Below are 14,866 nucleotides of genomic sequence, written 5' to 3' on the forward strand. Positions count from 1 at the left end.
AGCTTTTTAATAGTTAAAACAAATATCGGAAGTATAACAGGAGGATAGGTATTGTTTTTTGGTAATAATGTTGTACTATTTGGAAATGATCGCTTTTATATCAGTCCTAAATTCTGTAGGCGTCTGCCCCGACTTTCGCTTAAAAACATTTGTAAAGTAGGCTTTATCACTGTATCCTAATTCAAATCCAATTTCCGAAATTGTTTTATCGGTATTCATCAACAAATTTTTAGCTTCTATCAATTTTCTGGTTTCAATAATTTCGGAAACACTTTGCTGTAATATTTGATGACAGATCATATTAAGACCACGTGCACTCATAAAGAGTTTTTCCGCATAAAAATTTACGGATTCTGGGCGATGATAATTTTCTTCTAATATGGTTAAAAAGTTTTTAAATGTTGTACTAGAGGTCGATGAGTAGGGTAGGCCTTCTGGAAACTGTTTCCGATATTCGGATTCGATCATCGTAAATAAGGTGCTTAATAATTGTCGGACGATACCCAAATCACTTTGTGTTTCGTGCATTTCGTCGGCTATCATTTGAGCTATATGAACTATCCTTTGAAAACAAGCGGATGGAGTGATCCTAAATGTAGCTTGGTCATGAAAATGATTGTACAGTTGAAAAGTCGTTTCGGCAATAAATTCACTTTTGAATCGCAATACCCAAAATAGACATTTTCCTGCTTTTAGCTTAGGTTTTACGCGATGTGTTTTTCCTTTGGTAACAAAACTTATAAATGGTGCTGCATAAGTTTCGGATTTAAAATCAATAAAATGTTCTAATTCTCCTTCAATACCAATAATTAACTCTTCGAAATCATGGTGATGAACATTATTTTCGCTTTGGGCGATGCGGTTTGCTTCAGCTACATCGACTTGATATATTTTGAAAATTTCCATCAAAACTTTTTTGATTTCTTGTTGATTTTAAAGTTATAAAAAAAATGCAAAACCTTTGTTATATATCGGTTTATTTCACTTTTGTGTATTAGGTATAGTGGTCTTCAATACCATGATAGTGAGTATGTGAAAAATCAGCTTTATAGTAAGCAAGAGATGGGCGAGGTGCTTACAGCAATTGGACCTAATAATAGGGATTGGATTTGTGTTCGTCAGTATAATGATAAAGCAGCTCTTTAAACCAATTGAATCTGGAGAAAACTGCTGTTGTTAGCAGGGTGATACCATATTATAAGCAAGTAGGAATCTTGTTCGCATATAATGGAGGTATAACAGGGGGATAAGAGGGGGTTTAGAGGGGGTTAGTAGAGGTAAACCCCTAGAAACCCCCTATAAACCCTCAGTAATCTCTATATAAATCCCATCTTAAATAATAATCAGTTCCCTGTCAGTTCCGGATCAGGTTATAATATGCCTTATTCCGGAGTATCTGTACGGAGGGGAGCTGGCTATAGTAAAACACCCCGACTTCTCTGGACCCCTTTTGTAGTATATAGTAATATAGTATAAAGTAAAGATGTCGGCCCTGCGGAAAGCATGAGGAGACATGGATCACCTTATCAGTAATAGTAATAGTAATAGTAATAGTAATAGTAATAGTAATAGTAATAGTAATAGTAATAGTGTCGATGATGCCGCTGTACCGAAAAAGATATCATTTCCACTTGGCTATTCCGTAAAAGCATACTGCATCCATAAAAGATGGCCCAGAACGAACAATCCCCCCGCTACCCTTTTTTACAGTTCAAAGCCAGGATTGTCCGTTTCTCAGCCCCGAGAACAGGTCAGAGGTAAATTTATCGGTCAGGTTATAAGCTGTTTACCGGTTCACGGCAAACTATTTCCGGGAAAGATTAGGAAGTGATTATAAAAAGTCGCTATCTTTGCACCACTCCGCAAGGGAGGAACGGCTGATCCGAAAGGGGAGGCACTGAAAAAAGAAGGGTTTAATTCAGGTTAAACGCAGAAACAGCAGGAAAACAAAAAAAATAAATTTTCACATTTATTTTGGAGAAACCAAAAAGATTTCTACCTTTGCAGTCCCAACGGAAACGAAGGGAAACAGAATAAGATCGATAACGGCGCAATGCCGACATCATACAAGCCGAAGCGAGATGCGGAAGCGACAGAAGTTCTTTAAAAATATAATCATGTAACGTAACGAGTAGTGTTGAGAAACAACGAAAGTTAAAAAAATCAACCTGTTCAATTTTAGAATTAGAAATTAAAATACAAGACAATTCTATTTATTATAAATAGTCTTGATCTTACACTTCATTTTACAATGGAGAGTTTGATCCTGGCTCAGGATGAACGCTAGCGGCAGGCCTAATACATGCAAGTCGGACGGGATTGAGATTAAAGCTTGCTTTGATTTCATGAGAGTGGCGCACGGGTGCGTAACGCGTGAGCAACCTACCCATATCAGGGGGATAGCCTCTCGAAAGAGAGATTAACACCGCATAACATCATTAACCGGCATCGGTTTGTGATCAAATATTTATAGGATATGGATGGGCTCGCGTGACATTAGCTAGTTGGAGAGGTAACGGCTCACCAAGGCTACGATGTCTAGGGGCTCTGAGAGGAGAATCCCCCACACTGGTACTGAGACACGGACCAGACTCCTACGGGAGGCAGCAGTAAGGAATATTGGTCAATGGAGGCAACTCTGAACCAGCCATGCCGCGTGCAGGATGACTGCCCTATGGGTTGTAAACTGCTTTTGTCAGGGAATAAACCTTTCTACGTGTAGAAAGCTGAATGTACCTGAAGAATAAGGATCGGCTAACTCCGTGCCAGCAGCCGCGGTAATACGGAGGATCCAAGCGTTATCCGGATTTATTGGGTTTAAAGGGTGCGTAGGCGGTCCTATAAGTCAGTGGTGAAAGACGGCAGCTTAACTGTCGCAGTGCCTTTGATACTGTAGGACTTGAATCTATTTGAAGTGGGCGGAATAAGACAAGTAGCGGTGAAATGCATAGATATGTCTTAGAACTCCGATTGCGAAGGCAGCTCACTAAGTTAGTATTGACGCTGATGCACGAAAGCGTGGGGATCAAACAGGATTAGATACCCTGGTAGTCCACGCCCTAAACGATGATAACTCGATGTTTGCGATACACAGTAAGCGTCCAAGCGAAAGCGTTAAGTTATCCACCTGGGGAGTACGGTCGCAAGATTGAAACTCAAAGGAATTGACGGGGGCCCGCACAAGCGGAGGAGCATGTGGTTTAATTCGATGATACGCGAGGAACCTTACCCGGGCTTGAAAGTTAGTGAATGATCCAGAGACGGATCAGTCCTTCGGGACACGAAACTAGGTGCTGCATGGCTGTCGTCAGCTCGTGCCGTGAGGTGTTGGGTTAAGTCCCGCAACGAGCGCAACCCCTATGTTTAGTTGCCAGCACATAATGGTGGGGACTCTAAACAGACTGCCAGCGTAAGCTGTGAGGAAGGTGGGGACGACGTCAAGTCATCATGGCCCTTACGTCCGGGGCTACACACGTGCTACAATGGACGGTACAGCGGGCAGCTACATAGCAATATGATGCTAATCTCTAAAAGCCGTTCACAGTTCGGATTGAGGTCTGCAACTCGACCTCATGAAGTTGGATTCGCTAGTAATCGCGTATCAGCAATGACGCGGTGAATACGTTCCCGGGCCTTGTACACACCGCCCGTCAAGCCATGAAAGTTGGGGGTACCTAAAGCATGTAACCGCAAGGAGCGTGTTAGGGTAAAACCGATAATTGGGGCTAAGTCGTAACAAGGTAGCCGTACCGGAAGGTGCGGCTGGAATACCTCCTTTCTAGAGCATTCGGAATTGAAGCTCGTTACGGATACACATGATTAAAAAAGTATTTAGTACAGCGTATTTAGTATTTAGATTATTTTCTATCTAACTACTGATATCTAAGTACTGATTACTATAAAAAAGCATTTGAAGAAATGTGCCCATCCCTGAAAATGGATGGTCCAGAGAGATAGAATGATAAGCTAGTCCCGTAGCTCAGTTGGTTAGAGCACTACACTGATAATGTAGGGGTCAGCAGTTCAAATCTGCTCGGGACTACCATCTAGATTTGAGATGACAGATATGAGATCTGAGACGTAAAGTCTGCTTTCTCTGTTCCGGAATCTATAATCTACACCACGGGGAATTAGCTCAGCTGGCTAGAGCACCTGCCTTGCACGCAGGGGGTCATCGGTTCGACTCCGATATTCTCCACATCCTTAGACGTGGGACACAGGATAAGAGACATTAGACACTTTATAGTTTCTGATATCTCAGATCTGATATCTCCGATCTAAAAGAAGAGTTCTTTGACATATTGAAAGAAAAAAAATTACAAGAGAAGACAACAGTAGAGACAATACTGTGATGTGCTTGATGTATTATGAAGACCCTCGGTCAAGGCCGAACGGATTAATGCGTAGCATCACGGTTATATATCAAAAAGCAACCCATAGTAGCAAAAGGGCTATGAGGTGAAGAAAGTAAATAAGGGCACACGGGGGATGCCTAGGCTCTCAGAGGCGATGAAGGACGTGATAAGCTGCGATAAGCTTCGGGGATTAGCAAATGTGAGTTTGATCCGAAGATTTCCGAATGGGGCAACCTAGCATACTGAAGGTATGTTGTAAAATACGCGAACGCGCTGAACTGAAACATCTAAGTAGGCGTAGGAGAAGAAAATAATAATGATTTCCCAAGTAGTGGCGAGCGAACGGGAAAGAGCCCAAACCAATAATGTTACGGCATTATTGGGGTTGTAGGGCTGCGATATGGCATTAGCAAACAGAAGTGGAATGGGATGGGAAGCCCAGCGATACACGGTGATAGCCCTGTACACGTATAGAATGCTAGCCTAGCAGTACCCTGAGTACCGCGGGGTCGGAGACGCCCTGTGGGAATCTGTCAGCACCATCTGATAAGGCTAAATACTCCTGAGAGACCGATAGTGAACTAGTACCGTGAGGGAAAGGTGAAAAGAACCTCGAACAGAGGAGTGAAAAGAACCTGAAACCGTGTGCTTACAAGCGGTCGGAGCTGGCAGGTCCAGTGACGGCGTGCCTTTTGCATAATGAGCCTACGAGTTACTCTTGTCTGGCAAGGTTAAGTGGTTCAGCCACGCAGCCGAAGCGAAAGCGAGTCTTAATAGGGCGCATAGTCAGATGAGGTAGACGCGAAACCTTGTGATCTACCCTTGGGCAGGTTGAAGTTGCAGTAACATGTAATGGAGGACCGAACCGATAAACGTTGAAAAGTTTCCGGATGACCTGAGGGTAGGGGTGAAAGGCTAATCAAACTGGGAAATAGCTCGTACTCCCCGAAATGTTTTTAGGAACAGCGTCGGCATCGAGTCTTATAGAGGTAGAGCTACCGATTGGGTGCGGGGGAGTCAAATCCTACCAAATCCAGACGAACTCCGAATGCTATAAGATATGGCCGGCAGTGAGGCTTTGGGTGCTAAGGTCCAAGGCCGAGAGGGAAAGAACCCAGACCATCAGCTAAGGTCCCTAAATATACGCTAAGTTGAACTAACGAGGTCCGACTGCACAGACAGCTAGGATGTTGGCTTGGAAGCAGCCATTCATTTAAAGAGTGCGTAACAGCTCACTAGTCGAGCGGTCGGGCGTGGATAATAAACGGGCATCAAGTGTATTACCGAAGCTATGGATTCATGCATTTAGTGCATGTCTGGTAGGGGAGCATTCTATTTACGGAGAAGCGGTCTGGTAATGGGCCGTGGAGTTGATAGAAAAGCAAATGTAGGCATAAGTAACGATAAGGCGGGTGAGAAACCCGCCCACCGAAAGACTAAGGTTTCCTGATCAACGCTAATCGGATCAGGGTTAGTCGGGGCCTAAGGCGCATCCGAAGGGAGTAAGCCGATGGACAACTGGTTAATATTCCAGTACTTTTTATAACTGCGATGTGGTGACGGAGTAGTGACACTGCCGCGGACTGACGGAATAGTTCGTTAAAAGGCGTAGGTATAGGGACGGTAGGCAAATCCGCCGACCCTGCTGAAACCCAATAGTACAGCAAAGCTTCGGCGGCGCTGATAGAGCAGGTAAACAGACTTCCAAGAAAACCCGCTAAGCTTCAGGTTATAAAAACCCGTACCGTAAACCGACACAGGTAGTCGAGGAGAGAATCCTAAGGTGCTCGAGTGAATCATGGCTAAGGAACTCGGCAAAATGGCCCTGTAACTTCGGGAGAAGGGGCGCTTCCTCCAGCAATGGAGAAGCCGCAGTGAAAAGGCCCAGGCGACTGTTTAACAAAAACATATGGCTTTGCAAAATCGAAAGATGAAGTATAAGGCCTGACACCTGCCCGGTGCTGGAAGGTTAAGAGGGGATGTCATCGCAAGAGAAGCATTGAATCGAAGCCCCAGTAAACGGCGGCCGTAACTATAACGGTCCTAAGGTAGCGAAATTCCTTGTCGGGTAAGTTCCGACCTGCACGAATGGTGTAACGATCTGGGCGCTGTCTCAGCCATGAGCTCGGTGAAATTGTGGTATCGGTGAAGACGCCGATTACCCGCAACGGGACGGAAAGACCCCATGCACCTTCACTATAGCTTAACATTGAAATTGGGTACAGGATGTGTAGGATAGGCGGGAGATGTTGAAGTGGCTTCGCCAGGAGTCATGGAATCAACCTTGAAATACCGCCCTTTCTGTATTCGGTTTCTAACTCGATCATGTCGAGGACATTGTTTGGTGGGTAGTTTGACTGGGGTGGTCGCCTCCAAAAAGGTAACGGAGGCTTTCAAAGGTAAGCTCAGTACGCTTGGTAACCGTACGGGGAGTGCAATGGCATAAGCTTGCTTGACTGTGAGACCAACAAGTCGAACAGGGTCGAAAGACGGACATAGTGATCCGGTGGTTCTGTATGGAAGGGCCATCGCTCAAAGGATAAAAGGTACGCTGGGGATAACAGGCTGATCTCCCCCAAGAGCTCATATCGACGGGGAGGTTTGGCACCTCGATGTCGGCTCGTCACATCCTGGGGCTGGAGAAGGTCCCAAGGGTTGGGCTGTTCGCCCATTAAAGTGGCACGCGAGCTGGGTTCAGAACGTCGCGAGACAGTTCGGTCCCTATCTGTTGTGGGCGTTGGAAGTTTGAGTGGATCTGTCCTTAGTACGAGAGGACCGGGATGGACTGACCGCTGGTAAACCAGTTATGCCGCCAGGTGTACGGCTGGGTAGCTACGTCGGGAATAGATAAGCGCTGAAAGCATCTAAGTGCGAAACTAGCCACGAGATGAGACTTCCTTATAGGGCCGTAGTAGACTACTACGTTGATAGGTTGCAGGTGTAAAGGTAGAAATACCATAGCTGAGCAATACTAATCACCCGAAGCTTTCTCAAGCAACGCAAACACTGTTGTCTTCCTCTTTTAGTTTTTCTTTCAATTGTCTATAGATAATGCTTTTTATAGAGCATATATCACATAAAAACATTTTAGGTGCCTATATCGGCGGTGTCTACCTCTTCCCATTCCGAACAGAGAAGTCAAGCCCGCCAGAGCCGATGGTATTGCCGTAACAGGTGGGAGAGTAGGTCGGTGCCTTTTTTTATACAGAAGCCTTTGCTATACAGCAGAGGCTTTTTTGTGTTTATACCTTTTTTATGCTGAGAGCATAGCTATTCCTGTTCTTCCGGTGCCTTCTGCAGGCCCTTCATGCTCATCATTTAACCTATTCAGCTTCTATATCCTCTTCCTATCGGACAAGCATACTGTCACTATATCTTCCGATCTCTAATTTTTAATACTCATATAATGCTATTTGATACTTCTTATATACTAGGGACTATTATGTTCTCGTGAACGCTGGGTTTGTGCACTGCCTTTTTATTTCTTCGTTATCACTTAGCTATTCAGTTTTGTATGTAGCATATGATAGTCTATTTGAGATCACATGATTTACGAGCAATAGGTTTCCCTTTCATTATACTTGATAAAAAATAACCTAATCCAGTTTATTTAGCTGGATTAGGTTATTCTTAATGCTTATTATGATATTTATTATAGAATATTGGATTTTTATTCTTGCAATTGGACAAATTTTAATCGTCTTAATTTATACATAAATAGATCAATGTGGCAAGAGTGCTGCCTATAAGTGGACCGACTATAGGCACCCAGGCATATGCTAGATTAAATGTTTTTTTATTCTTTATCGGTAATAAAGCGTGTGTAATTCGAGGGCCTAAATCTCGGGCAGGGTTGATGGCGTACCCGGTTGTACCGCCTAAAGATAATCCGATTACCCAAACAATAAAACTTACAGGTATTGCTCCTATAGTACCTAAGCCCAAAGTTTGTCCTTGTTGGATAGTTGGTTCAGTGAAATGTAGGATGCAAAAAATTAAGACAAAAGTACCTACAATTTCACTGATGATATTAATTTTAGGATTAAAGATAGCAGGTCTTGTACAAAACACGGCCTCTTTGGCTCCTGCATCTTCGGTTTGGGTGAAATGATCTTTGTACATCAACCAAACCACAAATGAACCAAACATAGCCCCTAAAATTTGCATTGTGATGTATTGAAGTCCTAAACTTAAGGTCATTTTGTTCAATATTAAATTAGCAAGCGTAACAGCAGGATTAAGATGCGCCCCGCTATAGGGTCCTGCAATCGTTACTCCGGCAAATACCGCTAAAGCCCAAGCTGTACTGATTACCATCCAACCTGAATTGTTCCCTTTAGTATCTTTTAATACAACATTTGCGACAACTCCTCCTCCTAATAAAATGAGCACGGCTGTCCCAATAAATTCTGCGATTAGTACATTCATAATAACTGTTGTTAAGCGTTGAGATCGTAGTTAGCCCAAAACTTGGTTGTCTCTACAGCGCGCTTCCATTCTCGCAATGATTGTTCAATTGATGGATCTGGTATTGGTGTAAATGTTCTGTTTATTTGCCATTGTTTTGCTATTTCTTCCACACTGGGCCAAAATCCAACCGCTAGACCGGCTAAATATGCTGCTCCAAGTGCTGTCGTTTCTGTTACCTCAGGACGTATGGTGATTGTATTGAGAAAGTTGGCCTGGGTTTGCATCAGGAAATTATTCGCACTTGCGCCACCATCAACACGAAGTTCTTTGATTTCAATATTTGAATCAGACTGCATGGCTGTCAGAATATCTGTTATTTGAAATGCGATTCCCTCTAGCGCAGCTCTGGCAATATGAGCGACATTGGTGCCTCGAGAAAGCCCTAATATCGTACCACGTGCATAAGGATTCCAATGTGGTGCTCCTAAACCTGAAAAAGCCGGAACCATATAGACACCATCGCTATCCGCTACACTTTCAGCCAATTTTTCTATTTCTGCAGAAGTTTTGATGATACCTAATTCATCTCGTAACCACTGCACAACAGCTCCTCCAATGAATACACTTCCTTCCAGAGCGTATGTTACCTTTCCTCCAATTCTCCAAGCAATCGTAGTGACTAAATTGTTATTCGAAAAAATTGGTTTTGAGCCAATGTTCATTAATAAGAAGCAACCTGTTCCATAGGTATTTTTTGCCATTCCTTTTTGGGTGCACATTTGTCCAAATAGTGCCGCTTGCTGATCGCCCGCAATCCCTGCGATAGGTACACTACTGGAAAGGATCTGACCCGAAGTATGTCCATATACCTCTGACGAGGAGGCAACTTTAGGAAGGATACTTGCAGGTACGTTAAATATGGTCAGCAATTCATTATCCCATGTTAAAGTTTCGATATTGTACAACATCGTTCTTGATGCATTGGACACATCGGTTACATGGACAGCTCCATCAGTTAGGTTCCAAATAATCCAACTATCTATGGTTCCAAAAGCGAGATCGCCCACATTTGCTCTTTCTCTAGCACCTTTTACATGATCTAATATCCAGTTGATCTTAGATGCGGAGAAGTAGGCATCGATACGAAGACCTGTTTTTTTCTGAATGGTATTGCCATGACCTTGATTTTCGATCTGCTTACAATAGTCTGCTGTTCTTCGATCTTGCCATACAATAGCATTATAGATGGGTTCCCCGGTTTTTCTATCCCAAATAATAGTGGTTTCACGCTGATTTGTAATTCCGATGGCTTTGATATGTTTTGGGGTAATCTTCATCTTGGCCATAACTTCTGTAAAAACTGAAAGTTGACTGGACCAAATCTCTTTAGGATCATGCTCAACCCAACCAGATTTTGGATAAATCTGCTTGAATTCTTTTTGTGCTATCGCTTCTATTTTTCCTGACTTCGAAAAGATAATTGCTCTTGAGCTCGTTGTGCCCTGGTCTAATGCCAAAATGTATTCTTTAGTACTCATAAGTGCGTTGTTAATGGATTAGGAATTGTAAGTATAGTTTTTACAAAGTATAAGGAATTTTGCAAGCTGTTCTTCTTCCCATGTTTTCGATTGCTCAAGTTCTTTGGACATAATCTGAACAACTAGGGGAGCTGCCTCCATGGCTGCTTTTGCATCTAAAAACAGCATGCGTATCCTTCTTGCTAAAACATCTTCCAGGCATCTTGCCATTTCATTTCTTATTGCCCATACTACTTCTGCTGCGATATAATCAAATTTGGGGTGAATCTTTTGGGAAAAATTTGGATCCTTTTGTGCTAACTCTTGTATTAACTTTGCATCTGAACCGTATATCTGCCAGTGTCCCTGCTGTTTTTCTTGAAGATAACCATGTATTTTTAAGGTTTTTGTAATACAAGGAGCTGTATTTAACTTTCCGATCTGAATGGCTTCGTTGACGGTATCTTCTGCCATTTTACGATATGTCGTCCATTTCCCTCCTGTAATGGTAATCAATCCTGATTTACTGCTGATCAGTTTGTGGTCCCGGGAGATTTCTTTTGTTGAAGCTGGATTACTTTCATCTGGTGCAGCCAGTGGTCGCAAACCTGCAAATACACTGAGTATATCTGCTCGGGTAGGAGCAGGATTGAGGTAATTTTTAGCCGTTTCCAAAATAAAATCTACTTCTTCTTCTAAAGGTCTTGGTTCAATAGTGTGAATATCTAAGGGCGTATCTGTCGTTCCTAATAGGATGTGGTCGTGCCATGGCACACCAAATAGCACACGTCCGTCATTAGTTTCCGGAATCATAAGGGCATCTTCTTCCCCTAAAAATTTCTTGTCAATGACAATATGCGTTCCCTGAGATGGTCTTACTAAATTCTTATGGACAGGTGATTCCAGTTTTAATATATCATCAACAAAGATTCCGGTCGCATTAATGACTGTTTTTGCTTTAACTTCAAAATTCTGGTTTGACTCTAAATCTGTAAAAGAAACACCACAAACTTGACCATTTGTATCTTTATGAATGGCATTTACATCACAATAGTTTAAGATTGTTGCATCAAGAGAATTTGCTGTCTGTGCTAGATTGATTGCAAATCGGGAGTCATCAAACTGGCCGTCATAGTAGATTATACCCCCTTTTAGATTATCCTGTTTGACAGCATGCAGTTTTGAAACAACCTGACTGCTGGATAAAAATCTGGAAGTTCCGATCCGGTATGCACCGGCCATCCAATCATAGATTTTCAATCCAATCAGATATTTCCACTTACTGAAAAATGTATAGCATGGAATAATAAAGCTTTGAATTTTAGCTAAGTGTGGTGCGTTTTGGAAAATTAATCCTCTTTCATGCAATGCGGAATAGACAAGTTTAATATCTCCATTTGCGAGATACCGTACACCACCATGGACTAATTTCGTACTCCTACTTGAGGTTGCTTTTGCAAAATCATATTTTTCGAGTAATAATGTTTTAAATCCTCGAGAAGCCGCATCGACAGCGATACCAAGCCCAGTTGCCCCGCCTCCAATGATAACAATGTCCCATTTTGAAGTTTTATTTACGTTTTCTAGATTCGTCTTTCTTTTGAAATTGCTCATACAATGATATGATTTTGGATATTTTGTTCATCAAATGTTCACTTTTTCAGGAATATCTTTTATAAAGAAGGGCCTTACATTATAAACGAAATAGCTTGAAAGTTTGTTTTATTTATTTTTTAATTAGTATTTTGTTCTCCAAATTGTTTTTTACAAAGTCACCAACCGATTAGAGTTTGTTTTCTTGTCGTTAGGTAGACCAAGGTAATCTTTTCGTCAGCTATAACGATACCTTAACCATTTATTAGCTATATGGTTGTTGTCAATAATTGATAGGTCATACATTTGATGTACGATTTCATCCAATATAGATGTAATTTAAAGAGGTACGTACGTCTTTGGTATTATTAAAGCTTGTTTGTTAAATTTCTACGGGTAAAAAACAGAATTTTATAAAAAAATATGAGCCCTTGTTTTGGAATAAAACAAATGGTTATTTATTTTTTTTTCCTTAAATAATGTAAAAAAAGACTAAAAATATTGTCATTCGTTAAAGAAATGCCTTTATTTGCACAAATCTCAAATTTAAATGGCTAAAAATTTACTCATAGTAGAGTCTCCGGCGAAAGCGAAAACAATAGAAGGGTATTTAGGGAAGGACTTTTTGGTAAAGTCCAGTTACGGACATATTCGTGATTTGGTGAAGACCGATGATGCTATTGATACAGATAAAGATTTTCAACAAAAATATGAAGTGCCGAGTGATAAGAAGGCTGTTGTCAGTGAGTTAAAGAAATTAGCTAAAGCTGCAGAAACAGTTTGGTTAGCATCCGATGAGGACCGCGAGGGGGAGGCTATATCGTGGCATTTATTTGAGACTTTAGGTTTAAAAGATGAGAGTACTAAGCGTATTGTATTTCATGAGATCACCAAACCTGCGATTTTAAAGGCCATTGAGAATCCACGTAAAATAGATTATAATTTAGTAAATGCACAGCAGGCTCGTCGTGTACTGGATCGTTTGGTAGGATTTGAGCTTTCTCCTGTATTATGGAAGAAAGTAAAACCATCGTTGTCCGCAGGACGTGTTCAATCGGTAGCAGTGCGTTTAATTGTAGACCGCGAGCGCGAGGTTATAAAATTTAATGCGGAAGCATCATTTCGTATTGTGGCATTTTTCCATACTGGAAAAGTTAAAGATAGTTTTAAAGCTGAGTTGCCACAGCGTTTTGCAACAGAGGCTGAAGCAAAGCAGTTTTTAGAGGATTGTAAGACAGCGGAATTTGCTGTTAAGAGTTTGGAAACAAAACCAGCGAAAAGAGCTCCAGCGGCTCCGTTCACTACCTCAACGCTACAGCAGGAGGCTAGTCGTAAGCTAGGGTTTTCTGTTGCGCGTACTATGCAGGTTGCTCAACGCTTATATGAAGCTGGTCGCATTACCTATATGCGTACCGATTCTGTTAATTTAAGTGATACAGCAACAGAAGCTGCTGAGAAAGAAATTCGTTCTGCTTATGGGGATCGTTATCATAAGTTAAGAAAATATAAAACAAAAACTTCTGGAGCTCAAGAGGCTCACGAAGCCATTCGTCCAACTTATTTTTCTGAACATAGCATTGAAGGTGATGCAGCAGAAAAACGTTTATACGATTTAATTTGGAAACGTGCTATTGCTTCTCAAATGAGTGAGGCAGAGTTCGAGAAAACATTAGCTAAAATTTCTATTTCTACACGTAAGGAGGATTTATCTGCTTCAGGTGAGGTCATGAAGTTTGATGGATTTTTGAAAGTTTATTTTGAATCTACAGATGATGATCAAGAGGTAACGAATGATGATGATAGCGATAACTCCTTGTTGCCACCTTTGGTAACAGGACAATCGGTCGTATTGAAAAGCATGAATGCGACAGAGCGTTTTACAAGACCTCCTGCTCGTTATACAGAGGCTGCTTTGGTGAAGAAGTTGGAAGAATTGGGTATTGGTAGACCATCTACTTATGCACCGACAATTTCTACGATTCAAAATCGCGGTTATGTAGTGAAAGAAGAAAGAGAAGGACGTTCACGTGACTATCGTGTATTGACTTTAGAAAATACGGAAATCTCTGCCGTTACTAAGACTGAAATTACTGGCGCTGAAAAAGGAAAAATGTTTCCAACAGATATCGGTATTGTTGTTAATGATTTCTTAGTTGAACACTTTAAAGGCATTGTAGATTTTAATTTCACGGCAAAAGTAGAAAAGGAATTTGATGAAATTGCACATGGTTTGACCGAATGGACAGATATGTTGCGTGAATTCTACGGACCTTTTCATTCAGAAGTACAGAATACGTTAGAAAATGCTGAACGTGCTAACAACGAACGTGAGTTGGGTGTCGATCCTGTATCGGGTAAACCTGTCTCTGTCCGTATTGGTAAGTTTGGTCCTTTGGTGCAGATTGGTGCACAAGATGATGAAGAGAAACCTCGTTTTGCATCTTTGAGAAAAGGACAGATGATCGAAACGATTACTTTTGAGGATGCTATGGAATTGTTTAAGCTTCCAAAGAAGGTTGGTATTTTTGAAGAAAAGGAAATGACTGTTGCCATTGGCCGTTTTGGACCTTATATCCGTCATGATTCTTCTTTTTATTCTTTACCAAAGAATGTTGATCCACTTGATGTGACAGAGGAAGAGTGTATCCAGATTATCAAAGACAAGAGACAAAAAGATATTGAAAAGGTAATTCGTGTTTTTGACGAAAATCCTGAAGCTCAAATTGAACAAGGCCGTTGGGGACCGTTTATCCGTTTTGGAAAACAGAATTTGAAAATTCCAAAAGGAACAGAAGTAGAGCAGATCACGTATGAAGATGTCTTGAAATGGGCGGAAGCTGATGCTCCTAAAGGCAAAGGAAAAGTAACTGCTAAAAAAGCGACTACTGCAAAGAAAGCTCCTGCTAAAAAAGCTCCAGCAGCGAAGAAAGCGACTGCGGTTAAAAAGACAACTACAAAGGCTGCTGTGAAAGCGACTAAAGATAAATAATT

At 41.6% G+C, this 14,866-nt stretch carries 6 protein-coding genes, 2 tRNA genes and 3 rRNA genes; 7 read left to right on the plus strand and 4 right to left on the minus strand.

What is annotated here, in order from left to right; genetic code table 11:
- Positions 1–75: 75 nt before the first annotated feature.
- A complete protein-coding gene (locus M2265_RS24745) occupies positions 76–906 on the minus strand; it encodes an AraC family transcriptional regulator (protein WP_207902497.1) in 831 nt (276 codons plus the stop codon).
- A gap of 607 nt (positions 907–1,513) precedes the next feature.
- Between M2265_RS24745 and M2265_RS24750 the strand changes: the two genes are divergently transcribed.
- The 6 genes from M2265_RS24750 to rrf all read left to right on the plus strand — a co-directional run bounded on the left by M2265_RS24750 (position 1,514) and on the right by rrf (position 7,554).
- The gene (locus M2265_RS24750) at positions 1,514–1,831 is read left to right on the plus strand and encodes a hypothetical protein (protein WP_264599369.1); all 318 of its coding nucleotides are present in this window, start codon (positions 1,514–1,516) and stop codon (positions 1,829–1,831) included.
- A gap of 417 nt (positions 1,832–2,248) precedes the next feature.
- Positions 2,249–3,778: ribosomal RNA gene (locus M2265_RS24755) — 16S ribosomal RNA — on the plus strand.
- Positions 3,779–3,968: 190 nt separating this feature from the next.
- A tRNA-Ile gene (locus M2265_RS24760) sits at positions 3,969–4,045 on the plus strand.
- A 79-nt stretch (positions 4,046–4,124) separates the two neighbouring features.
- Positions 4,125–4,198: transfer RNA gene (locus tag M2265_RS24765), tRNA-Ala, on the plus strand.
- A gap of 263 nt (positions 4,199–4,461) precedes the next feature.
- Positions 4,462–7,349, plus strand: a 23S ribosomal RNA gene (locus M2265_RS24770).
- 93 nt (positions 7,350–7,442) lie between these two features.
- A 5S ribosomal RNA gene (rrf, locus tag M2265_RS24775) occupies positions 7,443–7,554 on the plus strand.
- Together the 16S, 23S and 5S rRNA genes with 2 tRNA genes alongside form the textbook arrangement of a ribosomal RNA operon.
- A gap of 503 nt (positions 7,555–8,057) precedes the next feature.
- On the opposite strand, the gene M2265_RS24780 is transcribed toward rrf, so the two are convergent.
- Genes M2265_RS24780 through M2265_RS24790 form a run of 3 tightly spaced genes read right to left on the minus strand, consistent with a single transcriptional unit; the run spans position 8,058 to position 11,896 of the window.
- A complete protein-coding gene (locus tag M2265_RS24780; RefSeq protein WP_132773140.1) occupies positions 8,058–8,783 on the minus strand; it encodes an MIP/aquaporin family protein in 726 nt (241 codons plus the stop codon).
- An 11-nt stretch (positions 8,784–8,794) separates the two neighbouring features.
- Complete coding sequence (gene glpK, locus M2265_RS24785; RefSeq protein ID WP_132773138.1) at positions 8,795–10,303, minus strand: glycerol kinase GlpK; 1,509 nt, start codon at positions 10,301–10,303, stop codon at positions 8,795–8,797.
- Between the two features lie 18 nt (positions 10,304–10,321).
- A complete protein-coding gene (locus M2265_RS24790) occupies positions 10,322–11,896 on the minus strand; it encodes a glycerol-3-phosphate dehydrogenase/oxidase (RefSeq protein WP_132773136.1) in 1,575 nt (524 codons plus the stop codon).
- 529 nt (positions 11,897–12,425) lie between these two features.
- Here M2265_RS24790 and topA point away from each other — a divergent pair.
- Complete coding sequence (topA, locus tag M2265_RS24795) at positions 12,426–14,864, plus strand: type I DNA topoisomerase (protein WP_132773135.1); 2,439 nt, start codon at positions 12,426–12,428, stop codon at positions 14,862–14,864.
- Positions 14,865–14,866: the final 2 nt, after the last annotated feature.

It is taken from the genome of Sphingobacterium kitahiroshimense, assembly GCF_025961315.1.
In the GTDB taxonomy this organism is placed as follows: Bacteria; Bacteroidota; Bacteroidia; order Sphingobacteriales; family Sphingobacteriaceae; genus Sphingobacterium; species Sphingobacterium anhuiense.